General features: G+C 68.2%; 21 protein-coding genes. 17 read left to right on the forward strand and 4 right to left on the reverse strand.

From position 1 onward, the window contains the following. Positions 1–44: 44 nt before the first annotated feature. Entirely contained in the window at positions 45–1,445 is a 1,401-nt protein-coding gene (sepH, locus tag LDO13_RS07180; RefSeq protein ID WP_224049316.1) for a septation protein SepH, read from the reverse strand. 355 nt (positions 1,446–1,800) lie between these two features. Here sepH and LDO13_RS07185 point away from each other — a divergent pair, with 355 nt between their 5' ends. Next, positions 1,801–2,100 carry a DUF4193 domain-containing protein gene (locus LDO13_RS07185; RefSeq protein WP_224049317.1) on the forward strand — a complete coding sequence of 100 codons (300 nt, stop codon included), beginning with the start codon at positions 1,801–1,803 and terminating at the stop codon, positions 2,098–2,100. 14 nt (positions 2,101–2,114) lie between these two features. On the opposite strand, the gene LDO13_RS07190 is transcribed toward LDO13_RS07185, so the two are convergent. Then, entirely contained in the window at positions 2,115–2,597 is a 483-nt protein-coding gene (locus tag LDO13_RS07190) for a DUF3093 domain-containing protein (protein ID WP_224049318.1), read from the reverse strand. 120 nt (positions 2,598–2,717) lie between these two features. Between LDO13_RS07190 and dut the strand changes: the two genes are divergently transcribed. The 4 genes from dut (at position 2,718) to LDO13_RS07210 (ending at position 5,364) form a co-directional block, all read left to right on the forward strand. Next, positions 2,718–3,218, forward strand: a complete 501-nt coding sequence (gene dut / locus LDO13_RS07195) for a dUTP diphosphatase (protein WP_224049319.1) — start codon at positions 2,718–2,720, stop codon at positions 3,216–3,218. A 175-nt stretch (positions 3,219–3,393) separates the two neighbouring features. Then, on the forward strand, positions 3,394–4,140 hold the full coding sequence (locus LDO13_RS07200; RefSeq protein WP_224049320.1) for a DUF3710 domain-containing protein: 747 nt from the start codon (positions 3,394–3,396) through the stop codon (positions 4,138–4,140). Then, complete coding sequence (locus LDO13_RS07205; protein WP_224049321.1) at positions 4,133–4,588, forward strand: hypothetical protein; 456 nt, start codon at positions 4,133–4,135, stop codon at positions 4,586–4,588. The genes LDO13_RS07200 and LDO13_RS07205 overlap by 8 nt, the downstream gene beginning before the upstream one ends. Then, on the forward strand, positions 4,585–5,364 hold the full coding sequence (locus tag LDO13_RS07210; protein ID WP_224049322.1) for a DUF3159 domain-containing protein: 780 nt from the start codon (positions 4,585–4,587) through the stop codon (positions 5,362–5,364). The genes LDO13_RS07205 and LDO13_RS07210 overlap by 4 nt, the downstream gene beginning before the upstream one ends. 78 nt (positions 5,365–5,442) lie before the next feature. Here LDO13_RS07210 and LDO13_RS07215 read toward each other — a convergent pair whose 3' ends face one another. Both LDO13_RS07215 and LDO13_RS07220 read right to left on the reverse strand, forming a co-directional pair. After that, entirely contained in the window at positions 5,443–6,168 is a 726-nt protein-coding gene (locus tag LDO13_RS07215) for a TrkA family potassium uptake protein (RefSeq protein WP_224049323.1), read from the reverse strand. Next, on the reverse strand, positions 6,169–6,840 hold the full coding sequence (locus LDO13_RS07220) for a TrkA family potassium uptake protein (protein WP_224049324.1): 672 nt from the start codon (positions 6,838–6,840) through the stop codon (positions 6,169–6,171). Positions 6,841–7,007: 167 nt separating this feature from the next. On the opposite strand from LDO13_RS07220, the gene LDO13_RS07225 reads away from it, so the two are divergent. The 12 genes from LDO13_RS07225 to LDO13_RS07280 all read left to right on the forward strand — a co-directional run bounded on the left by LDO13_RS07225 (position 7,008) and on the right by LDO13_RS07280 (position 22,211). Further along, positions 7,008–8,984: an APC family permease gene (locus tag LDO13_RS07225; protein ID WP_224049325.1), complete on the forward strand. Its 1,977-nt coding sequence runs from the start codon at positions 7,008–7,010 to the stop codon at positions 8,982–8,984. Continuing rightward, the gene (locus LDO13_RS07230; protein ID WP_224049326.1) at positions 8,981–10,327 is read left to right on the forward strand and encodes a TRAM domain-containing protein; all 1,347 of its coding nucleotides are present in this window, start codon (positions 8,981–8,983) and stop codon (positions 10,325–10,327) included. The genes LDO13_RS07225 and LDO13_RS07230 overlap by 4 nt, the downstream gene beginning before the upstream one ends. A gap of 171 nt (positions 10,328–10,498) precedes the next feature. Continuing rightward, on the forward strand, positions 10,499–13,312 hold the full coding sequence (locus LDO13_RS07235; protein ID WP_224049327.1) for an aconitate hydratase: 2,814 nt from the start codon (positions 10,499–10,501) through the stop codon (positions 13,310–13,312). A gap of 132 nt (positions 13,313–13,444) precedes the next feature. Continuing rightward, the gene (gene dxs, locus LDO13_RS07240) at positions 13,445–15,418 is read left to right on the forward strand and encodes a 1-deoxy-D-xylulose-5-phosphate synthase (RefSeq protein ID WP_224049328.1); all 1,974 of its coding nucleotides are present in this window, start codon (positions 13,445–13,447) and stop codon (positions 15,416–15,418) included. A gap of 8 nt (positions 15,419–15,426) precedes the next feature. Continuing rightward, positions 15,427–15,972, forward strand: coding sequence for a DUF402 domain-containing protein (locus tag LDO13_RS07245; protein ID WP_224049329.1), 546 nt, complete (start codon positions 15,427–15,429; stop codon positions 15,970–15,972). Then, positions 15,969–16,526 (forward strand): hypothetical protein, encoded by a 558-nt coding sequence (locus LDO13_RS07250; protein ID WP_224049330.1) that lies wholly within the window; start codon positions 15,969–15,971, stop codon positions 16,524–16,526. Before LDO13_RS07245 ends, LDO13_RS07250 begins: the two co-directional genes overlap by 4 nt. A gap of 67 nt (positions 16,527–16,593) precedes the next feature. Beyond that, positions 16,594–16,812, forward strand: a complete 219-nt coding sequence (locus LDO13_RS07255; protein ID WP_224049331.1) for a hypothetical protein — start codon at positions 16,594–16,596, stop codon at positions 16,810–16,812. A gap of 96 nt (positions 16,813–16,908) precedes the next feature. Continuing rightward, positions 16,909–17,886 carry an aldo/keto reductase gene (locus LDO13_RS07260; protein WP_224049332.1) on the forward strand — a complete coding sequence of 326 codons (978 nt, stop codon included), beginning with the start codon at positions 16,909–16,911 and terminating at the stop codon, positions 17,884–17,886. Positions 17,887–17,958: 72 nt separating this feature from the next. Continuing rightward, positions 17,959–18,990, forward strand: a complete 1,032-nt coding sequence (locus LDO13_RS07265; RefSeq protein WP_224049713.1) for a nucleoside hydrolase — start codon at positions 17,959–17,961, stop codon at positions 18,988–18,990. 63 nt (positions 18,991–19,053) lie between these two features. After that, positions 19,054–19,896, forward strand: coding sequence for an ECF transporter S component (locus LDO13_RS07270; protein ID WP_224049333.1), 843 nt, complete (start codon positions 19,054–19,056; stop codon positions 19,894–19,896). Positions 19,897–19,926: 30 nt separating this feature from the next. After that, positions 19,927–20,682: an energy-coupling factor transporter transmembrane component T gene (locus LDO13_RS07275; protein ID WP_224049334.1), complete on the forward strand. Its 756-nt coding sequence runs from the start codon at positions 19,927–19,929 to the stop codon at positions 20,680–20,682. Further along, a complete protein-coding gene (locus tag LDO13_RS07280; protein ID WP_224049335.1) occupies positions 20,679–22,211 on the forward strand; it encodes an ABC transporter ATP-binding protein in 1,533 nt (510 codons plus the stop codon). Before LDO13_RS07275 ends, LDO13_RS07280 begins: the two co-directional genes overlap by 4 nt. Positions 22,212–22,221: the final 10 nt, after the last annotated feature.

Raw genomic sequence — 22,221 nt, forward strand, 5'->3', positions numbered from 1 at the left:
ATTTTGACTGCCAAACCCGAGGGCCCTGTCACCTGCGGCCTCAGCTAGTCGCCGCGGGCCCCGAAGACTATTTCGTCCCAGCTCGGAATGCTGGAGCGCTTCGGCTTCGCCGGTTGCCGCTCGGGTTGCTCCGCATCGCGGTCCTCCCGGGCAGGGGCCGGGGATTCACGCTGCTGGCGCCGCGACGTTCCGCCGCCCAGGAGCTCGTCCAGCCCGGGGCTGGACGTCGGTCCCTGCTGGCCCACGGGCCGCAGTTGCGACGCCGCGATGGTGATTTCCCGGGTTTCGGTGCTGACGCCGTCATGGAGTTTCAGGGCATCGTCCGGTCCGTCTTCATGCCGCGGAGCCAGGGTGAGCCGGGACATGATCGAAGGCCTGCCGTCGCGGCGGCGTTCCCACGGGTCGGAGACGGGGCGGGGCCCCGTTCCGCCTGCGTCCGCGTGCTCCGTCCCGGGTGTGCCGGTCTTGGCTTCCTCGCTGGGGGAATCGGCGTCCTGCCCGTCGGTCTCCGGCTCATCGTTGTCCGGGCCGGCAGGTACCTCCGCCAGGACCTCGGAGGGCCGCGGGTGGGCGGCGGGGACGCCGTTGGTCAGCAGCTTGGCAAGGGCGTCGTCGGCGTCTTCGTCCACTCCGAGGCGCTGCCCTCGGCGGGAACGGAGCATGTCCAGCAGCCCGTCGGATTCCTGCTCCTGCTGCAACTGGAGCTGCTGGACAACCTGGAGCTGGGCGGTCGCGGTGCGGGCGGCAGCTTCAGCGTCGGTTTCAAAGTCAAAGGGCCGGTCCGACACTGCGGTGAGCCGGCGGGCAGGTACGGGACCGTCGAGGGGTTCCAGTTCGCTGAGTTGCTGCGCCCAGCGGTTCGCGTTCTGCAGGGATTTCCGGGCCGGGCTGAACGTCCACATGGCCGGCGGTTCCTCACCGATACCGGCGGGGCCGCCGGGTTTGGCTTCGAAGCGGGCCACCACGTTCCAGCTGCCGTCGGGGCGCCGCCAGGAGTCCCACTCCACGGTGGAGGCCTCAATGCCGTGTGCGCTGAGCCGGTGTGCCACCATGTCGCCGAGCGACGCCGGGTGGTCACCGAATACCGAACGGTACACGTCGTGTCCTGGGGCGGGGGCGGCGACTTCCACCTTGCGGGCCTGCTGGGCAACGTACTCGCGCTCGGCGAGTACCGGGCCCTCGTAGCGCTGGACCTTCGCCAGCGGAATGCCGGAGAGCTCCGCCACCTCTGCCGCCGTCGAGCCGCTGCGGATCCGCGCCTGGATATCGCGCGGAGACATGGCAATAGGGGTTGCGCCCGCGACGGAGGCGGCTTTGGCCGCCGTCCGGCTGGCTGCCACCCGAAGTGCTTCATCGATTGGCAGCTGGAACATCTCGCCGCCGGTGCCGCTCAACAGGAGATGCTCCCCGTCGTCGTGGACGCCTACAAGCCGTAGATCCTGCATACAAATCCTCCACCCTGGCATTGCTAACAATCGAAACTCTGCCACCGATGCGGGCCAATTCCGGTGAGGAGGGAGGGCGCGCCGTGATTTTCCGCGAATTTACGCCAGTTTTGGACCCATTCGGAGGCCGCCGGGTCTCCCGGTCGTGGATGCGGCCACCGGAGCCCGCCGTCACAGACCAGAGGACTCTGGCTTTCACTGGAGGCTTAAGCAAAAATGACCCGACATCGGGCACAAAAACCGCGTGACCGGCGTTGACACCGGAGAACCGCTTCCGGGGGTCCAGGGCTACAGCCCGCAGGACCACCGGGCACGGCGACCCAACCGAACGACTGCGGAGTGTGAGCGACAAATAATGGCGACAGACTACGATGCGCCACGCAAGACCGAGGAGGACCTCAGCGAGGACTCCATCGAGGCGCTCAAAGCACGGCGCACGGAAAAGCCGTCCGCTGTGGTCGATGAAGACGAGACGGACCTTGCCGAAGGCTACGAACTCCCCGGCGCGGACCTGTCCGGGGAGGAACTGCTGGTCCGCGTCCTGCCGGCCCAGGCCGACGAATTCACCTGTGCCTCCTGCTTCCTGGTACGCCACCGTTCGCAAATTGCCCGCGAGAAGGACGGCCTGAAGTTCTGCAGGGACTGCGAGGGCTAAAGCCTCTGCGAAGGCTAGGAGTTCAGGGCAGTGACCAGCTGGTCCGGGTGTCGGGTGGACGTCAGCCAGTAGGGCGTGCGGTCGGAGGGATCGGTGATCTCGATGCGGACCACCGGATCGATCCACCCGCGGATGCACAGGAAGGCGAGGCCGTTGAGGCGGGTGCCGCGTTCGGCCGTCGCATCCGTGCCCCGGAAAGCGGCCGCGGTACCGACGAAGCGGCGTTCAATGGTGGCGCGGCCGACGCGCAGGGTGGATTCGGTGACGGTGATCGTGGGGGTCGAGAGGACCAGCAGCACGGCAATGATCACAAACAGGACCACCGCCGCGGTGAGCCCGGCGGCCAGGCTGATGGGGGCGAACACCAGGATCCCGGCACCCGAGAGTCCCGCCGACACCAGCCAGATCCAGACGTTCGGCCAGAGCTTCTCGTTGTACAGAACGGCGTCGCTGGGGGTGCTGTTGGGGGCAGGCACGGCTGCACTGGATTCGGGCATAGGCCCAGCTTTCCACTTTTCCCGGGCTATTTCACCTTGGCCCGGAAAGCGGCGGTGGCCGTCCGCGTCCGCACGCCGCGGCTAGGCTGATCTTCCCCGCTGGCGTTAGAGTGAGGGACTGTGACTGAAGAAACGACTGCGGCAGAGGCAGCGGCAGAATACGGGACCCCCACGCTGACGGTTCAACTGAAAATGCTCGACGACGGCCTGGAGCCGCCGTCGTATGCACACCCGGGCGACGCGGGAGCGGACCTTCGTGCCCGCGAGGACGTGGTGCTGGAACCGGGGGAGCGGAGGCTGGTTCCCACCGGTGTTTCCATAGCCCTCCCGGATGGTTTTGTGGCCCTGATCCACCCGCGCTCCGGGCTCGCCACCAAGCACGGCCTGACCGTGGTGAACGCCCCCGGAACCGTCGACGCCGGCTACCGCGGAGAAATTGCCGTGACGCTGCTCAATACTGACCGCCGGCAGGCGATCGAACTCAAGCGCGGCGATAGAATTGCACAAATGGTTATTCAACGCGTGGAGTACGCCCGGTTCCTGCCCGTCCAGGAGCTCGACGGCTCGGTTCGCGGCGGCGGAGGCTTCGGATCCACCGGCGGTTTCGGCGCGCCGGTCTGACCTGCGGCCGGCAGGACCCGCAGTATTTACGCAGGGACTTATAAGCGGGACCTATTTGCAGGATTTATCAGCCGGCCGTTGTTTCTGCAACAGAATGAAACAGCAGGAGACGGCGGGCGCCACGCGGACGCGGGGCGGCGCGGCGGCACAGGATCACAACTAAGGAGACAACCCCATGGTTTTTGGGCGTGGCAGGAAAGCCAAGCAGGAACAGCTGACCGACCCCGGGGAAACGCGGGAGGCAGTTGCTGACGCTTCCGCCGATGACTCCGCAGCATCCGGCTCCGCCGGGGCCACTTCCGCTGTTCCCGGCCGCGGTGCCAGCGGTCCCTTCGACGTCTCGGAAATCAAGGACCAGGACGGCTACGTGGACCTCGGTGCACTCCTGATCGCCCCCGCGGAAGGCCTCCAGCTCCGGCTCGAGGTCGAAGAGGCCACGCAGCGCGTTGTCGCCGTCACCATGGACCTGAACGGCTCAAGCCTCCAGCTCCAGGCGTTCGCCGCGCCCCGGTCCGAGGGCCTGTGGGACGAAATCCGTGAGCAGATCGGCCAGTCCGTTGGCAGCCAGGGCGGCCAGATCGAGGAAATCCAGGGCGGCTTCGGCACCGAGCTGCTCGCCAAGCTCCCGGCCGGCGGCGCAGACGGAAGCCACGGCTACCGCGTTGCCCGCTTCATTGGCGTCGATGGCCCGCGCTGGTTCCTCCGTGGCGTGTTCGGCGGCGAGGCCGCCGTGGACCGCGACGCGGCCGCCGGGCTCGAAAGCCTGTTCCGGCAGATCGTGGTGGTCCGCGGTGAGAACCCGATGCCGCCGCGGGACCTGCTGCAGCTGCGCCTGCCGAAGGACAATGCCGTGCCCGCACCGCAGTCCGCCCCGGACCTCGAGCGGCCAGAACGAGGACCGGAGATCACCCAGATTGGCTGATGCCCCCCGCCAGGATCCGTCCTCTTCGATCTCCGTGAAGGCGCTGCCGGACCGCGGCCGCGTGATGTGCCACGGCTTCATCGAGTCGGTCACCTACGCCCCGGCGAGCCAGGTGGCCGCCTTCACCGCGGTCGTCGTCGACCATGACGCGCCCAGCATCAAGGCACCCGGCATCAAGACACCAGACATCAAAACGCCCGGTGCCGCGGCAGTTGCCCAGGGGTCTGCAGTGGCCGGCGCTGTCAAGGCAACCGCTGCGGGCGCCTTGCGCCACCGGCCTTACGGTCCCAAGGACCGGCTCCGAGTCGTCTGGCTGGGACGCCGCCGCATCCCCGGGGTCGAGGCCGGCACGGAACTGCGCCTGCAGGGCATGGTCACCGTGCGCGACGGCCTGCCCACCATGTTCAATCCCCGCTATGAAATACTCTCCCGCCAGGAGGAGCAATGACCTTGCCCGAGAAACCCGAGACAGCAACCGGGCAGGGATCGGCCGGGAAGGATACGGCCGGGCAGCCCTCCGCCATCCGGCCAACAGCAGACCAGACAACAGCAGACCAGCCGACCGTCGCGCAGCTCGCCGAGGGCTACGCGGCCAAGGCCGGTCTGCACCGTTCCAGCAACGGCAACATCGATGTACTTAAGAGCGCCGGCGGGATCCAGGGCATTGCGGAGAGCATCCTTCCGGGCTTGGTGTTCCTGGTCGCGTTCACGATCACACGCGAGCTGCCCCTGGCCCTGATCCTTGCGCTGGCAGCGGCCGCGGCCTTCACGGTCACGCGGCTGGTCCAGCGCAAACCGCTGACGCAGGCACTGGCGGGGATCGCCGGCGTCGCGCTCTCCGCGTGGCTTGCCAACAGCACGGGCAAAGCCGAGGACTTCTACGTCCTGGGGTTCTTCACGAACGTCGGCTACATCGTGGCCATGGCCATCTCGATTGCCGTCCGCTGGCCTTTTGCCGGTTTGATCTTCGGGTTCATCCGGAACGAGGGCCTGGACTGGCGGAAGAACCCTGCCAGGGTCAAGGCCTACCAGATCGGCACCTGGGTGATCATCGCGGTGCTGGCCCTCCGGTTGCTGGTCCAGGTCCCGCTGTACTTTATGGGTGACGCCGGATTCGCCGCCCTCGCCACGACCAGGCTCCTGATGGGTGCACCGCTGTACATCCTGGGCGTCTGGGTCGCATGGCTGCTGACCCGGCCCGCTCCGGCCGACAAAACCAGTTGAGCTGTCAGTTGGAGCTGTTATCCGGGCGGAATAACCACTCCAACTGACAGCGCAAATCCAACTGGCAGCGCAAATCGCCTAGCCGTCGAAGCCGTCGTCCGCGGTGGCCGGGACCTGTTCGTCAACGTGCTCGTCGTCGCCGGTCGAGTCCGGTGAGAGCAGGGCGCGCAGCTCATCCTCGGCCGCGATCGTCGTCACGAAGAACAGCTCGTCCCCGCCGTCGATCACGTCATCACGGCTGGGGGTGATCGGCGCCTGGTCCCGCAGGATTGCCACCAGGGTGGAGTCCTCCGGCCAGTCGATGCTGCCGACCGTCAGGCCGATCACGTGCGAATCGTGGGGGACCGTGAATTCGACCAGGGAGGACACTCCGGTCTGCAGTGTCAGCAGGCGGATCAGGTCGCCGATCTCCACCGCCTCCTCGACGAGGGCGGTCATGAGCTGCGGGGTGTTGACCGCGACGTCGACGCCCCAGGAATCGTCGAACATCCAGTCGTTCTTGGGATTGTTGACCCGGCCTACGGTCCGTCCGACGCCGAATTCGGTCTTCGCGAGCAGCGAGACCACCAGGTTCACCTTGTCGTCGCCGGTCGCAGAGACCACGACGTCGGCGTCCTCCAGTTTCGCGTCCTGGAGGGTGCTGAGCTCGCAGGCATCGCCGACCAGCCAGTGCGCGCCGCGCAGGCCGCTGCGCCCGATCACCTCGGGTTTCAGGTCGATCAGCAGGATCTCGTGTTTGTGGGCCAGCAGTTCGCGCGCGATCGAGGAACCGACACTTCCCGCCCCGACAATGACGACTTTCACTTAGGACTCCTTGGCGGGGGACTTGGCAAGAATGTGGGCGACTTCGGTGCTGCGGTCCACGCCGAGCATGGCATGGACGGTGTCGCCGTCCTGGTACAGGGTGCCGGCCACGGGCAGCATGCCCTCGCCGAAGCGGGTCAAATACGCGACGCGGATGCCGGCAGCTTTTTCGATTGAGGTCACCGGGTGCCCGATCCACTCCGGGTCCAGGTCCACTTCGGCCAGCACGAGCCGCCCCGAGGGATCCCGGAAGTCGCCGGCAAGGTGCTGTTCGGGCAAGATCCGCCGGAGCACCTGGTCGGCGCTCCAGCGCACGGCGGCCACTGTGGGGATACCAAGGCGCTGGTAAATCTCTGCGCGGCCCGGATCGTAGATCCGGGCGACAACGTGGGGGACATGGAAGGTTTCGCGCGCCACCCGGGTGGCAAGGATATTGGAATTGTCGCCGCTGGAGACGGCCGCGAAGGCGTAAGCGTCCGCGACGCCGGCCTGCTTCAGGGTCTCCCGGTCAAAGCCGACGCCGGTGACCTTCCGGCCCGTGAAGCCCGCCCGGAGCCGCCGGAATGCGCGGTCGTCCTGGTCGATAATGGCCACGGAATGGCCCGCGTCCTCGAGCGTGTGCGCGAGGGTTGCCCCCACCCGGCCACAACCCATGATCACGAAGTGCGCCAACCGTGCCTCCTGTTGTTCCTTATGACTGCTGCTGGATAAAACAATACCGGCCACAGCCGCACGCGGAGCCAGCCCGCGGCCACCGCGCCGACCGGTTGGGTGGAGAGCCCGGCAGCTGGTCCGGCCGCCGTCATGACATCGCGTGCGAATGGGACTAGCTTTGTGTGGTGCCGACAATTTTCAATGCCGTGAAGCGGGTGCTCGTAGGCAGGCCCTTCCGGAACGACAGCCTGGCCCACACCCTGCTTCCCAAGCGGATCGCCCTGCCCATTTTCGCCTCCGACGCGCTGTCCTCCGTGGCGTATGCGCCGGATGAAATCCTCCTGACGCTGGCGCTGGCCGGCGTCAGTGCCGTGGCGTTCTCGCCCTGGGTTGGCCTGGCCGTCATGGTGGTGTTGCTGACCGTGGTCGCCTCCTACCGCCAGAACGTCCACGCCTACCCCTCCGGCGGCGGCGACTATGAGATCGCGAACGAGAACCTGGGCAAGTACGCCGGGCTCACCGTGGCCTCCGCGCTGCTGGTGGACTATGTGCTGACCGTCGCCGTCTCGATGTCCTCCGCCGCCACCTACCTGACCACCGCGGTGCCCGCGCTGCACGGCCAGCAGGCCGCGATCGCGACCATCGGGGTGGTGATCCTTGCCCTCGTGAACCTCCGCGGCATCAAGGAGGCCGGCAGCGTCTTCGCCGTACCCACGTACATCTTCATGGCGTCCATCCTGGGGATGACGGCCGTCGGCGTCTTCCAGGCCGCCACCGGCCAGCTGGGCGAAGCTCCCTCGGCGGCGTTCACGATCGTGCCCGCGGACGGCTTCGACGAAGGCCTTGTCGGCCTCGCCGGCGCGTTCCTGCTGCTCCGTGCGTTCTCCTCCGGCGCCGCCGCGTTGACCGGCATTGAGGCCATCAGCAACGGCGTGCCAAACTTCAAGAAGCCCAAAAGCAAGAACGCCGCGACGACGCTGCTGCTGCTCGGTGTGATCGCCGCTTCCATGCTGGCCGGGATCATCTACCTCGCCAACGCCACGAAGGTGCACATCGTGCTGGACCCGGCCACGGAGTTCCTCCTGAACGGCCAACCGCTGCCGGAGGGCTACATCCAGAGCCCGGCCATCAGCCAGATCGCGCAGACGATTTTCGGCGCGGCGTCCATTCCCTTCTTCATCGTGGTCGCCGCAACCGGCGTGATCCTTGTGTTCGCCTCCAACACGGCGTTCAACGGCTTCCCGGTGCTGGGCTCGATCCTGGCCCAGGACGGCTACCTGCCCCGCCAGCTGCGCACCCGGGGGGACCGGCTGGCCTTCAGTAACGGCGTCCTGGCCTTGGCCGCCGGGGCACTCGTGCTGATCATCGCCTTCAACGCGGACGTCACCAAGCTCATCCAGCTCTACATCGTGGGCGTCTTCATCTCCTTCACGGTCAGCCAGCTCGGCATGATCCGGCACTGGGGCCGGGAGCTGAAACTCGCCAAGGACCCGGCGGTGAAGCGGCGGATGCTCAAGTCCCGCACCATCAACACCATCGGCTTCGGCATGACCGCACTCGTTTTGGTGATCGTCCTCATCACGAAGTTCCAGCAGGGCGCCTGGATCGCGCTGCTGGCCATGTTCGTCCTGTTCCTGATCATGTGGAGCATCCGGGCGCACTATGACAACGTGGCCAAGGAACTCGCCGTGGACGAGGACACCTCGCCGCGGGCCCTGCCCACCCGCGTGCACGCCGTGCTGCTCGTTTCGCATGTGCGCAAACCGGTGCTCCGGGCCCTGGCCTACGCCCGCGCGTCACGGCCCTCCCGGCTGGACGCCGTCACCGTGGACATCAGCCCCGAGGAGACCGAACAAACGGTCGCGGACTGGGAGAAGCTGGAAATCCCGGTACCGCTGACGGTGCTGGCCAGTCCGTTCCGCGAAACGGTGACGCCCATCATGGAATACATCAAGAACATGCGCCGCGATTCGCCCCGCGACCTGATTGTCGTCTACATCCCCGAGTACGTCGTGGGTAAGTGGTGGGAGCAACTGGTCCACAACCAGACCGCGCTGCGCATCAAGACCCGGCTGCACTTCGAGCCGGGGGTCATGGTGGCCAGCGTGCCGTGGCAGCTGAAATCATCCGAAGAAGCCAAGAGACTGCAGGACATCCAATGAGCTCCGAGACCCAGACGCAATCCTCCACCGAACTGACCGTCGACGTCGGTCCGGTCGCCCACGGCGGGCACTGCGTGGCCCGGCATGAGGGACGCGTGGTGTTCGTCCGCCACGGCATCCCCGGCGAAAAAGTCCGGGTCCGCCTCACGGAGTCCGGCCCGGACGCCAAGTTCTGGCGCGGCGACGTCGTGGAAGTGCTGGAACCCTCCCCGGACCGGGTCCGGCACTTCTGGGACCTGGCGGACTCCGTCCGCTCCTGGTCCCACCGCCACCCGCCCGTGGGCGGCGCCGAGCTCGGCCACATCGCCCTGGACCGCCAGCGCAGCCTCAAAGCCGAGGTGCTGGCCGAACAGCTGCGCCGCCTGGCCGGCGTCGACCGCCCCATTTCCGTGGAAGCCGTGGGGGAGCCCGGCACGCCCGCGTCGGCGGGCCTCGCCTGGCGGACCCGCGCGGGATTCGCGGTGACGCCGGCCGGAAAGCTCGGCATGCACGCGCACCGGTCCGACACGGTACTCCCGGTCGGGGAGATGCCCCTGGCAGCGGACGCCATCAACGCGCTCCGGCTCTGGGACATCGACCTGCAGGGCATCGAACGCATCGAGGTGGCCGCCCCGGCCAACGGCTCCCGCCCGCTGGTGCTCCTGGTCCCCGCCCCGGGGACCCGCGCGAAGCGGCTCAGCGCGGTCCTCGCCCAGCTGCCCGACGACGTCTCGGTGGCCAGCTTCGATCCGGTCAAGGGCGAGGTCCTGCGGCTGCGCGGACGCACCTACGTGCAGGAGAGCGCCGCCGGGCACGACTACCGCGTCACCGGCGACGGGTTCTGGCAGATCCACCGGGACGCACCGGACACCCTCGTCGGCGCGGTCACCGGCTTCCTGCACGACGGCGGCTTCCTGGACGCCGGCGCCGCTGTGGCGGACCTCTACGCGGGGGCGGGGCTGTTCACCGCGCCGCTCGCGGACGCCGTGGGCGTGACGGGGTCCGTGCTGTCCGTGGAAGGATCCCCCGGCACCAGCCGGGACGCCCGAAAGAACCTCCATGACGCCTCCCAGGTCGAGATCGTCCAGGGCAGGGTGGAACGGGTCCTGCGCGACAAAGCCCGCACGTTCGACGCCATCCTGCTGGACCCGCCCCGGGCCGGCGCGGGCAAGGCCGTCGTGAACCAGCTGGTCGAAGCCGGCCCCCGGGCCGTCGCCTACGTATCCTGCGACCCGGCGTCCTTTGCCCGCGATGTGGGCTACTTCCAGCAGTCCGGCTGGGAATTGAAAGGGCTGCGGGCCTTCGACCTGTACCCGCACACCCACCACATGGAGACTGTGGCGCTGCTGACTCCCGGGGCCTGAGGCCACTAGGATGGGCGGAGTAGTCCGACGTCGCGCTCCGTATCCACGGCTGACCTCCTGAACCCTGAACTGATCCTTGTCCCAACAAGGCCAAGCACTAGTTAGGACCACCTAACTAGCAAGGGGTCTGCGGCGCGACAAAGATGAAACTGTTGCGAGAGGAGTCCTGCGATGAGCATTGTGGACAGCTTCGGTTCAAAAGGCAAACTTAATGTAGCCGGTACCGAATACGAAATTTTCCGGTTGAACTCCGTTGAAGGTGCAGAAAACCTTCCGTTCAGCCTCAAGGTATTGCTTGAAAACCTGTTGAGGACCGAGGACGGCGCCAACATTACGGCCGATCACGTCCGAGCACTGGCCGGCTGGGACCCCAGCGCCGAGCCCGACACTGAAATCCAGTTCACGCCGGCGCGCGTGATCATGCAGGACTTCACTGGCGTGCCCTGCGTTGTGGACCTTGCCACCATGCGTGAAGCAGTCAAGGAACTCGGCGGAGACCCCAAGCGGGTCAACCCCCTGGCACCTGCCGAGATGGTGATCGACCACTCCGTGCAGATCGACGCCTTCGGCAACTCCGGCGCACTGGAGCGCAACATGGAGATCGAATACCAGCGCAACGGCGAGCGGTACCAGTTCCTGCGTTGGGGCCAGACCGCGTTCGACGACTTCAAGGTCGTCCCGCCGGGAACAGGCATCGTGCACCAGGTCAACATCGAGTACCTGGCCCGCACCGTCATGACCCGCGAGGTTGACGGAGAGCTCCGGGCCTACCCGGACACCTGCGTCGGCACCGACTCCCACACCACCATGGTCAATGGCCTGGGCGTGCTGGGCTGGGGCGTGGGCGGCATCGAAGCCGAGGCAGCCATGCTCGGCCAGCCCGTCTCCATGCTGATCCCGCGCGTTGTGGGCTTCAAGCTGACCGGGTCCATCCCGGCCGGCGCGACCGCCACCGACGTCGTCCTGACCATCACCGAACAGCTGCGCAAGCACGGTGTGGTCGGCAAGTTCGTGGAGTTCTACGGCGAAGGCGTCGCGGCCGTGCCGCTGGCCAACCGCGCCACGATCGGCAACATGAGCCCGGAGTTCGGCTCCACGGCGGCCATGTTCCCGATCGACGACGTCACCCTCGACTACCTGCGCCTCACCGGCCGGTCGGATGAGAACGTCGCCCTGGTGGAGTCCTACGCGAAGGAACAGGGCCTCTGGCACGACCCCTCCCGCGAAATCAAGTTCTCCGAGTACCTCGAGCTGGACCTGTCGACGGTTGTTCCGTCGATCTCCGGCCCGAAGCGCCCGCAAGACCGCATCATCCTCACGGAGTCCAAGGACCAGTTCCGCCAGGACCTGCGCAACTACGTGAAGGAAGAGCTGGCCGGCGGCAGCGTCGACGAGGCAATCGACGAGAGCTTCCCGGCGTCGGACGTGCCGTCCTTCACGGGCTCCGCAAGCCACCTCACGGACGAGGCCCCGCACGCGCACGGCCCGTCGTCCGACGGCCGCCAGTCCAACCCGGTCAGCGTCAAGACCGCGGACGGCCGCGAGTTCGAGCTGGACCATGGTGCGGTGTCGATCGCCTCGATCACGTCCTGCACCAACACGTCCAACCCGTCCGTGATGCTGGCCGCCGCACTGCTGGCCCGCAACGCCGTCGACAAGGGCCTGACCTCCAAGCCGTGGGTCAAGACCTCCGTGGCTCCCGGTTCCAAGGTTGTCACCGATTACTACAACAAGTCGGGCCTGACCCCGTACCTGGAGAAGCTCGGCTTCTACATCGTCGGCTACGGCTGCGCGACCTGCATCGGCAACTCCGGCCCGCTCGACGCCGAAATCTCCGAGGCCATCCAGGCCAACGACCTTTCCGTCACCGCCGTGCTGTCCGGTAACCGCAACTTCGAAGGCCGGATCAACCCGGACGTGAAGATGAACTACCTGGCCTCCCCGCCGCTGGTCATCGCCTACGCCCTGGCCGGAACCATGGACTTCGACTTCGACGCCGACGCGCTGGGCCAGGACGAGGCCGGCAACGACGTCTTCCTGAAGGACATCTGGCCGAACCCGGTCGAGGTCCAGCAGGTTATCGATTCCTCGATCGACAAGGACATGTTCGCCCGCGGCTACGAGGGCGTCTTCGATGGCGACGACCGCTGGAAGGCACTCGACACCCCCGCCGGCGACACGTTCGCCTGGGATCCGAAGTCCACGTACGTCCGGAAGCCCCCGTACTTCGATGGCATGAAGGCACAGCCGGAACCCGTCAAGGACATCACCGGTGCGCGTGTGCTGCTGAAGCTTGGCGATTCCGTCACCACGGACCACATCTCACCGGCAGGTTCGTTCAAGTCCGACACTCCGGCCGGGCAGTACCTGCTGGCCAACGGTGTGGAGCGCAAGGACTTCAACTCCTACGGCTCCCGCCGTGGCAACCACGAGGTCATGATCCGCGGTACGTTCGCGAACATCCGGATCAAGAACCAGATCCTCGACGGCGTGGAGGGTGGCTTCACCCGCGACTTCACCCAGGCTGACGGCCCCCAGGCCTACGTCTACGATGCCGCGCAGAACTACCAGGCCGCCGGCATCCCGCTGGTTGTCCTGGCCGGTAAGGAGTACGGCTCCGGCTCGTCCCGTGACTGGGCAGCCAAGGGCACCGCCCTCCTGGGCGTCAAGGCTGTCGTGGCCGAAAGCTACGAGCGCATCCACCGCTCCAACCTGATCGGCATGGGCGTCCTGCCCCTGCAGTACCCGGCCGGGCAGAACGCGGCCAGCCTCGGGCTGACCGGCACGGAGACCTTCGCGGTTGAGGGCGTCACCGCCCTGAACGAGGGCACCACGCCGAAGACGCTCAAGGTCACTGCCACTGCGGTTGACGGAACCGTCACGTCCTTCGATGCGGTCCTGCGCATCGATACCCCGGGCGAGGCTGACTACTACCGCAACGGCGGCATCCTGCAGTACGTGCTGCGCCAGATTTCCGCCAACTAGCGGAAGTCCCAGCAGTCCAACGAGAAAGCCCCGGCCCGTCACCGACGGACCGGGGCTTTCCCGTTCCGGCACCAGGCCTACTCTGGAGGCGTTAGAGTTAAAAGGCATGTCTACCACCCGAAGGAGGGGCCGTTGGGAATCTTGGAGACCATCCGGAATCCGCAGGACCTGAGCAAGTTGTCAGAGGCGCAGCTGGATCAGCTGGCAGCCGAGGTCAGGGACTTCCTGATCGGCAACGTCTCCCAGACGGGCGGGCACCTGGGCCCGAACCTCGGCGTCGTCGAACTCACCATTGCGGTCCACCGGATCTTCGATTCCCCCCGCGACAGCATCGTCTTCGACACCGGCCACCAGTCATACGTGCACAAGCTCCTCACCGGACGCCAGGACTTCAGCACCCTGCGCCAGCAGGGCGGCCTGTCCGGCTACCCCGACCGCGCCGAATCCGAGCACGACATCGTCGAAAGCTCGCACGCCTCCTCCTCGCTCTCCTGGGCGGACGGCATCTCCCGCGCCCGGCAGCTGACCGGCGACGGCGACCGGTACGTCATTGCCGTCGTGGGCGACGGCGCCCTCACCGGCGGCATGGCCTGGGAGGCCATCAACAACATCGCCGCGGACAAGAAGCGCCGCGTTGTGATCGTTGTGAACGACAATGGCCGCTCTTACGCCCCCACGGTGGGCGGGTTCGCGGACTACCTCGCCTCGCTGCGCCCCACGATCGATTCCTTCCGTGCTGCTCCCGGCTATGAGGGCACCTTGGACTGGTGGCGGCGGAGGCTGCAGAACGGCGGACCCGCGGGCCAGTTCACTTACCGCAGCCTGCACGCTATGAAGAAGGGCGTCAAGGACTGGTGGGCCCCGCAGGGCATGTTCGAGGACCTCGGCATGAAGTACATCGGGCCGGTGGACGGCCACAACCTCCAGGCCATGGAGAACGCCCTGTCCACCGCCAAGAACTACGCCGGTCCCGTGATTGTGCATGCCATGACCGAGAAGGGCCACGGCTACGCGCCCGCCCGCGCCCATGAAGCCGACCAGTTCCACGCAGTCGGGATCATCGACCCGGAGACCGGCGAACCCACCGAGGCCGGCGGCGCCAAGTCCTGGACGTCAGTCTTCGCCGACGAGATCGCCGACATCGCCGACGAGCGCCAGGACATCGTTGGCATCACCGGTGCCATGCTTATCCCCGTCGGGCTGCACAAGTTCGCCGCCCGGCACCCGGAGCGGGTGTTCGACGTCGGCATTGCCGAACAGCACGCCCTAACCTCCGCTGCGGGCATGGCTTTCGGCGGGCTGCACCCCGTCGTCGCGGTCTACGCGACGTTCCTGAACCGAGCCTTCGACCAGCTGCTGATGGACGTCGCCCTGCACAAGGCCGGCGTCACCATCGTCCTGGACCGGGCCGGCGTGACCGGGCCCGACGGCGCCAGCCACCACGGAATGTGGGACATGGCCATGGTCCAGATCGTGCCGGGACTGCACCTCGCCGCCCCCCGCGACGCCACCCGGCTGCGCGAGGAACTCCGCGAAGCGGTCGCCATCGAGGATGCCCCCAGCGTGATCCGTTACTCCAAAGGAACCGTAGGGGCCGAGGTGGAGGCCATCGAGCGGCTCGGCGACGGAGTGGATGTTCTGGCACGCCGCCCTGCAGGCTCCAGCGACAACGACGTGCTGATCGTCAGCGTCGGAGCGATGTCCGAGCTCGCCCTGGATGTCTCGAACCGGCTCGGCGCGCAGGGCATCAGCTCCACCGTCGTGGATCCGCGCTGGGTCCTCCCGGTCCCCAAATCCGTCATCGCCCTCGCCTCGCACCACCGCCTCGTCATCTGCATCGAGGACGGAGTCCGTGCCGGCGGCGTCGGATCCCGGATCCGGCAGGAGATGCGGGCCGCCGGAGTGGACACAGCCCTCAACGAGGTCGGGCTCCCGGTGGAGTTTCTGGACCACGGTTCCCGCAGCCAGGTGCTCGAGCGGGTCGGCTTGACCGGGCAGCAGATCACGCACGACGTCGTGGCCCAGGTCTTGGGCACCAAAGTGCCGTTCGCGCGGCCCCTCCCGGGCCAGGAACACCCCAGCACCGGCAGCCTGCCGATTCTGTGAGGACCCCTGTGAGGACCCCCGACAGTCTGGTGCCGGGCGACCTGGTGGTCTCCCGGAACCGGAAATGGAACGGCAAGGCCCACTGGGTGGTGCCCGGGACGTATCTCGGCGAGGACGCCCACGGCTGGTGGATCTTCCAAGGCACCAATGAGTTCTGCTCCCGCCCGGGTGCGGCGTTCTACGCCGAATCCGACGCCGTCCTGCTGGTCCCGCGCTCGGGCGAGTACGTGGCCACTTTCTACGACGAAGCCCACCCCTCCGGTGTCCGGGTCTACGTGGACCTTGCGACCGACCACGGCTGGACGACGATCCGGCCCGGAGTCACCGAGTTCCACCTGATCGACATGGACCTGGATGTGATCCGGACCGTGGACCGCGGAGTGTACGTGGACGATGAGGACGAGTTTGCCGAGCACCGGATCGAGATGGACTACCCCGCAGACGTGGTGGACCGGATCACCGCTGCGTCGGATCAGCTTTACCAGGCCGTCAAGGCACAACAGCCACCGTTCGACGGCACAGACCGCGAATGGTTCAGGAGAGGACGGGCATGAGCGGAATTATCCGGGTCTACAAGCGTGACGAAGAAGGCACCCTGCAGTTCAGGGAAGCCTGGATTGACGAGGAGTTCAACGAATTCGTCATGAACCACGGCGTCGTCGGGCACCAGAGCACAACGGAGGAGACCGAGGCCGCCGACGCAGAGACCGCGGAGCGGCTGATGGATGCCTTCGCCGTGCAGTGCGCCGAGGACGGGTACGCCGAAATTCCGGAGGAGGAGCAGTTCTGGGTGGTGGCCCAGTACGCCCTGAAGACCAAGGACGGGACCGCCCGCGACCGGTACCTCGAGGAAAAAGCCAAAGACGCCCTGATCAGCCACCTGGCCTGGCGGGGTCTGGGGACCGTGGACCGCAGCGAGTTTTCCGACGCCAAGCTGAACATTTTCTGCCTCACCCCGGACGTCAACAAAACTGTCAACGCCATCAAGGTCTGCATCCGCGGCGAGGACCTTGACTTCACCAAGCTGAGCATCGGCGCCGCAGCCTTCGGCGAGGAGACCTTCAAGCTCAAGCACTCCCCGAAACAGGCCAACAGCTTCACGCTCTAGGTAACACCTGCAAGGAGCCGGACACGGCTCGCATCAGTTTGGGGGCAACCGACTGAAAGGCAACGCTATGACGCGCAAATCCTCTCAACCAGGCAGCACCCCGCTCCCGGCGGGGCTGGCGGCTCCGGCCCGCAAATCGCTCGCGCATGCGGGGGTGGAGACGCTCGAACACCTCGTGCAGCTTGGCCGGCGCCGGCTTGCCGGGATGCACGGCATGTGCCCGCGGACCCTTGCCCAGCTCGAGGATGCCCTCGACGAACGTGGGCTGGAACTGCCCGCAGGATGACCCCGCGTGGGCCGGCGGCCGGCCGGACGCCGGCCCCGCGTACGGCCCTGCCTGCCGTGCCCGGGAGCCGCGCCGGGCCGTTATAGGCTGAACCCCATGACTGAATACCGCCGCGTAGGAAATTCCGGACTGACCGTCTCCGTCGTCGGCCTTGGCTGCAACAACCTGGGCCGGGCCAATACAGCCACCGAGTCGCAGGAGGGGACCGACGCCGTCGTGCATGCCGCCCTGGACGCCGGAATTACCTTCTTCGATGTCGCGGACACGTACGGCAAGGAACCTGGCCTGAGCGAGACGATGCTCGGCAAGGCCCTCCGGGGCCGCCGCGATGACGCCGTGATCGGCACCAAGTTCGGCATGGACATGCACGGTGCCAACGGCAACGACTTCGGTGCCCGCGGCTCCCGCCGGTACATCATCAAGGCCGCCGAGGCCTCGCTGCGCCGGCTCGGCACGGACTGGATCGACCTCTACCAGTTCCACACCCCGGACCCGCTGACCCCGATCGAGGAGACGCTCGACGCCCTCGACGAGCTCGTCACCAGCGGCAAGGTCCGCTACATCGGCCACTCCAACCGGGCCGGCTGGCAGATCGCCGAGGCCGAATTCGTGGCCCGCAACCGCGGCGGGGCACGCTTCGTCTCCAGCCAGAACCACTACAACCTGCTGGACCGCCGCGCCGAACTCGAGGTCACGCCGGCCGCCGAAGCCTACGGCCTGGGCGTGCTGCCGTACTTCCCGCTGGCCAACGGCCTGCTGACCGGCAAATACGCCAAGGACACCGCACCGGCGGGCTCGCGCCTCAGCCACACCCGCACCAACCTGGTCCACGACGCCGACTGGGACCAGTTGGGCGCCTTCAGCGCCTTCGCGGCCGAGCGGAACCTGACCGAGGTCCAGGTGGCGTTCTCCTGGCTCGCCGCCCAGCCCTCGGTCAGCAGCGTCATCGCGGGCGCCACCCGGCCGGAACAGGTCCGGCAGAACGCCGCCGCCGTGGCCTGGATCCCCAGCGCCGCGGAACGGGCCGAACTGGGCGACCTCTTCCCGCGCACGCCGAAGGTCGCACTGTTCTAGATGGAGCTGCCCTCAACGGCCGCCATCCCGGGGGCCCTGCCTGACGTGCCCGCTGCACACCAGAGAATCCTGATGGACGTCGACACCGGGATCGACGACGCCCTGGCCCTGGTCTACCTGCTGTCCCGGCCGGAAGTGCACCTGCAGGCCATCACGTGCACGGCAGGGAACGTCGGTGCCCGCCAGGTCGCGCGCAACAACCTGGCGCTGCTCGAGCTGTGCGGCCGGTCCGGCGTCGAGGTGGCCATCGGCGCAGAGGTGCCGCTGGAAATTCCGCTGGTCACCACCGAGGAGACCCACGGGCCGCAGGGGATCGGCTACGCCGAACTGCCCGCGCCCGCCCGGCAGGTCTCGCAGCGCCACGCCGTCGACGTCTGGGTGGAGGAGGTCCGGGCGCACCCGGGGGAGATCACCGGGCTCATCACCGGGCCGCTGACCAACTTCGCCCTCGCCCTGCGCCGCGAACCGGAACTGCCGCGGCTGCTCAAGGGCCTCGTCATCATGGGCGGCAGCTTCTACTACCAGGGCAACACGACGCCGACGGCGGAGTGGAACACCTCGGTGGACCCGCACGCGGCCAAGGAGGTCTTCGCCGCGTACCGCGGGCTGCCGGAGGACAAGCTGCCGCTGGTGTGCGCGCTGGAAACTACAGAGCGGATCGAGATGCTTCCCGAACACCTCCGGCGCCTCGGGGAGGCTGCCGGGGCCGGGCCGGAGCTGGTCCTGCCGGAGCAGCCGGAGGGCCTCCGCAGCGCCTCAGCCAGCCCGCTGGTGGCCTGCCTGTCCGACGCGATCCGGTTCTACATGGAGTTCCACCGGCTCTACGACCAGGGCTTTGTGGCGCACATGCATGACGCCTTCGCGGCCTGCGCCGCCGTCGGACGCACCCCGTTCACCGCCCGTCCGGCCACGGTCGACGTCGAAACCGTCTCGCCGCTGCTGATCGGCACTACCGTGGCGGACTTCCGCGGACTCTGGGGGCTGCCGCCCAACGCCCGGATCGTCTCGTCCAACGATCCGGAGCAGTGCTTCGAGGAGCTGATTTCCTCCGTCGGCTCGCTGGCACGGCGGCGCATGTCCGGCGCGCCTTCCGTCACTGGTTAGGATGGTAGCTGCGCCGAGGTGACATGAGGCGGATGTTGCAGCCCCCACTAAAGGACCATCCCCATGTCACAGCAGTCCCTGACCCTCCCTGCCACCGGCTCCGCCACCGGCGCCGGCGGAAATACAGCACGGCGCAACCGCCGCCTGCTGGAACTTGGCGGCGCCGCCGCGATCGCGGCCACCTACCTCTTCCTGGTCCTCACCCAGCCCGCGGACATCGCAAGCGGCCCGGCCAGCTTCGCGGCGCTTGTGGCCCTCGGCGGATTCCTGCTCGGCGCCGTCCTCCTCATCGCCGCGGCGCTTCCGGTCCTGCCCACATCCACCTTGGTGCTGATGCCGGTGGCCCTGGTCCTGAACGTCGTCCTGGGCCAGCTCATGGGCACCACCGGACTGCCGTTCTACCTCGACGCGATCGGCACCGTCCTGATCGCTGTCCTCGCCGGCCCGGCCGCGGGTGCGGCGACGGGCGCCCTCAGCACCATCGTGTGGTCCTTCTTCAACCCGACCGTGCTTCCCTTCGCCGCCGGCGCGGCCCTGGTCGGCTTCCTGGCCGGCCTGGCCGCCCGCGGCGGCCTGTTCCGCCGCTTCTACCTCGCACCGGTCGCCGGCTTCGTCACCGGCATCCTCGCCGGTGTCTTGTCCGCCCCGATTGCCGCCTTCGTCTTCGGCGGCACCGCCGGCCTCGGCACCGGAGCCGTGGTCAGCGCCTTCCGCGCCATGGGCGACACGCTGCTCGCCGCCATCACCAAGCAGGCCCTGATCTCGGACCCGATGGACAAGGCCATCGTCTTCGCCGTCGCCGCCCTGCTGGTCTACGCCCTGCCGCGCCGCACCACCTTCCAGTTCGAGTTCGTCCGCCGCTTCCGGGTGCTCGCCGGCAAGGGGCCGGGAACTCCGGAAGCCTGAGTAGCTAGCCTGAAGCGGACGCACCGAAGCATGCCCTCCACCCTCCACCCGCTGACGTCGCTGACGGCGGCCGGCTGCACGGCGGTGATCACGACGGCGGCAGGCCTCTGGCCGCTGTCCCTCGCGGTCGCCCTCGCGGCGGCCGTGCTGGCCCGGCGGGCAGGTGTCGGCCGCCGCGTGCTCGCCGTGGCGGCAGCGGTCCTGCTGCCCCTGGGGTTGTCGCTGCTGATGCTGCACGGGCTGTTCTTCCCGGAGGGAAGGACCGTCCTGGCAGCCTGGGGGCCCGCCAGGGTCACGGCGGAGGGACTGGGCTTCGCCCTGGACGCGGGCACCCGTACCGGCGCCTGCGTGCTGGTCCTGCTGCTCTTCACTTTCACCGTCAGCGCCCCCGATCTCGTCGCGGCGCTGGCCGCGAAGGGGCTGGCGCCGCAGGTCGGCTTTGTCCTGGCCTCGGCGCTGACGCTCCTGCCGGCCATGGCAGGCAGGCTGGAGGCCATCCGGGCGGCGCAGGAGGCCCGCGGGCTGGTGGTCGGCGGCGTGGTGTCCAGGTTCGCTGCGGTACGCGTGCAGATGGTTCCGCTGGTGCTGGGCCTCATCGAGGACTCCGGAAACCGGGCCCAGGCGCTCGACGCCCGCGGATTCGGCAGCCCGGGTCCCCGCACGGCGTACCGGGAGCTCGCGGACCCGCCCGTCCAGCGCCGGCTACGGGCCGCCCTGCTGCTGCTCGCCGCGGCCGCCGTGGCACTCCGGCTCGGGGTCTCCTGGCCTGGTGCGGGGCTCCCATGACCATTACTGATCCCACCGCCGCCATCCGGACCGGCGCCGTGCTGGCCGCCCGGATCGGCACCTTCAGCTGTCACGGCGAGGCTGATCCTGCGTTGCGCGACATCACATTCGGCGTCCGTCCCGGCACACTGACGGCCGTCCTCGGCGGGTCCGGCAGCGGAAAGACCACCCTGGGGAAACTGCTGGCCGGCTGGCTCCGGGCCGGACACTCCGGAACGCTCACCGGTTCGCTCGCACAGGCCGGCGAAGTGCTGGAGTTCAGCGGCGGCCACGACGACCCCCGAATCAATCCCTCCGCCTGGTCGGACAGGGTGGGCTACGTCCCGCAGGAAGCGGCCGCCATGCTCACCACGGTCCGCTCCACGGTGGCCGAGGAACTCGCCTTTGGCCTCGAAAACCGGGGCGTTGCGCGGCCGGACATGCTCCGGGAGGTGGCCCACGTGGCGCAGCTCACCGGCCTGGCCGCCCTCCTGGACCGGGACCCCGCCACGCTTTCCGGCGGGGAACTGCGCCGGCTGGCTGTCGCCTGCGCTGTCATCCAGGACCCCGGGGTGCTGGTGCTCGACGAGCCGCTGGCCTCCCTGGATGCTGCCGGCGTCATCCTGGTCCGGGAGCTCATCGGCAGGCTCACGGGGGCCGGCACCGCCGTCGTGGTGCTGAGCCAGGCAGCCGACGGCCTGGCCCGTTCCGCAACGCACTGGGTTGTCCTCGACGGCGGCACCGTCACCGCCAGCGGACCGCCCCGGGAACTGATCCGGTCTGCGGAACTCGCCCGGACCGGGACTGTGGTTCAGACGGTCACCCATACCGCGGTAATCCAGTCCCCGCCCGCAGTCACCTCCGCGGCGCCGGACCCGGAGACCGCGCCGGTGCTGGAGTTGGAGGGCGTCGGTTTCAGCTTCCCGCGGGCCGGCGGACCGGCGGGGGAGCCGCTGCTGCGGGGTCTGGACCTGGCTGTGCGGCCGGGCGAAATCGTAGCCGTCACCGGGCGGAACGGGGCCGGGAAGTCGACGCTGTTGCGCCACTTCAACGGACTGCTCCGCCCGGCAGCAGGAGTAGTGCGCGTCGCCGGCACCAGCATCGCCGGTCTCCCGGCGGGGCGCGTGGCCGGTTCGGTGGGGCTGCTCTTCCAGCAGCCCCGGGACCAGTTGTTCGAACGGACGGTGCTGCGGGAGGTCAGCTTCGGGCTTCGGAGGCTCTTGGGCAGGGGGGCCGCTGCCGCCGCGTACGAGGCGCTGGAGGCTGTCGGGCTGTCCGGGGATGCGGGAACGCACCCGGCGGAGCTGCCGGCCTCGAAGCAGCGGCTGCTCGCCCTTGCCACCGTGCTGGCCCGGCAGCCCGCCGTGCTCGCCCTCGATGAGCCGACAGTGGGGCTGGACCGGCATGGGCTGGAGTACCTGCACCGGGCCATCGTGAACTCCGCGGCCCGGGGCGCGGCGGCCGTGCTGGTCACGCACGATGCCGCTTACGCCCGGGCCACGGCGCACCGGGTCCTAAAGCTCAGCGGCGGCCGGCTCCAGGAGTCCTGAAGCCCGCCGC

The sequence above is a fragment of the Arthrobacter sp. NicSoilB4 genome (genome assembly GCF_019977335.1).
Classification (GTDB): Bacteria; Actinomycetota; Actinomycetes; order Actinomycetales; family Micrococcaceae; genus Arthrobacter.

What these genes read in the sequence shown, in the direction of transcription:
- LDO13_RS07185 (WP_224049317.1), top strand. Translation starts at nt 1,801, where the DNA reads ATGGCGACAGACTACGATGCGCCACGCAAGACCGAGGAGGACCTCAGC.
- LDO13_RS07210 (WP_224049322.1), top strand. Translation starts at nt 4,585, where the DNA reads ATGACCTTGCCCGAGAAACCCGAGACAGCAACCGGGCAGGGATCGGCC.
- LDO13_RS07275 (WP_224049334.1), top strand. Translation starts at nt 19,927, where the DNA reads ATGCCCTCCACCCTCCACCCGCTGACGTCGCTGACGGCGGCCGGCTGC.
- LDO13_RS07230 (WP_224049326.1), top strand. Translation starts at nt 8,981, where the DNA reads ATGAGCTCCGAGACCCAGACGCAATCCTCCACCGAACTGACCGTCGAC.
- LDO13_RS07190 (WP_224049318.1), bottom strand. Translation starts at nt 2,597, where the DNA reads ATGCCCGAATCCAGTGCAGCCGTGCCTGCCCCCAACAGCACCCCCAGC.
- LDO13_RS07235 (WP_224049327.1), top strand. Translation starts at nt 10,499, where the DNA reads ATGAGCATTGTGGACAGCTTCGGTTCAAAAGGCAAACTTAATGTAGCC.
- LDO13_RS07250 (WP_224049330.1), top strand. Translation starts at nt 15,969, where the DNA reads ATGAGCGGAATTATCCGGGTCTACAAGCGTGACGAAGAAGGCACCCTG.
- LDO13_RS07255 (WP_224049331.1), top strand. Translation starts at nt 16,594, where the DNA reads ATGACGCGCAAATCCTCTCAACCAGGCAGCACCCCGCTCCCGGCGGGG.
- LDO13_RS07200 (WP_224049320.1), top strand. Translation starts at nt 3,394, where the DNA reads ATGGTTTTTGGGCGTGGCAGGAAAGCCAAGCAGGAACAGCTGACCGAC.
- LDO13_RS07280 (WP_224049335.1), top strand. Translation starts at nt 20,679, where the DNA reads ATGACCATTACTGATCCCACCGCCGCCATCCGGACCGGCGCCGTGCTG.
- LDO13_RS07265 (WP_224049713.1), top strand. Translation starts at nt 17,959, where the DNA reads ATGGACGTCGACACCGGGATCGACGACGCCCTGGCCCTGGTCTACCTG.
- LDO13_RS07270 (WP_224049333.1), top strand. Translation starts at nt 19,054, where the DNA reads ATGTCACAGCAGTCCCTGACCCTCCCTGCCACCGGCTCCGCCACCGGC.
- LDO13_RS07260 (WP_224049332.1), top strand. Translation starts at nt 16,909, where the DNA reads ATGACTGAATACCGCCGCGTAGGAAATTCCGGACTGACCGTCTCCGTC.
- sepH (WP_224049316.1), bottom strand. Translation starts at nt 1,445, where the DNA reads ATGCAGGATCTACGGCTTGTAGGCGTCCACGACGACGGGGAGCATCTC.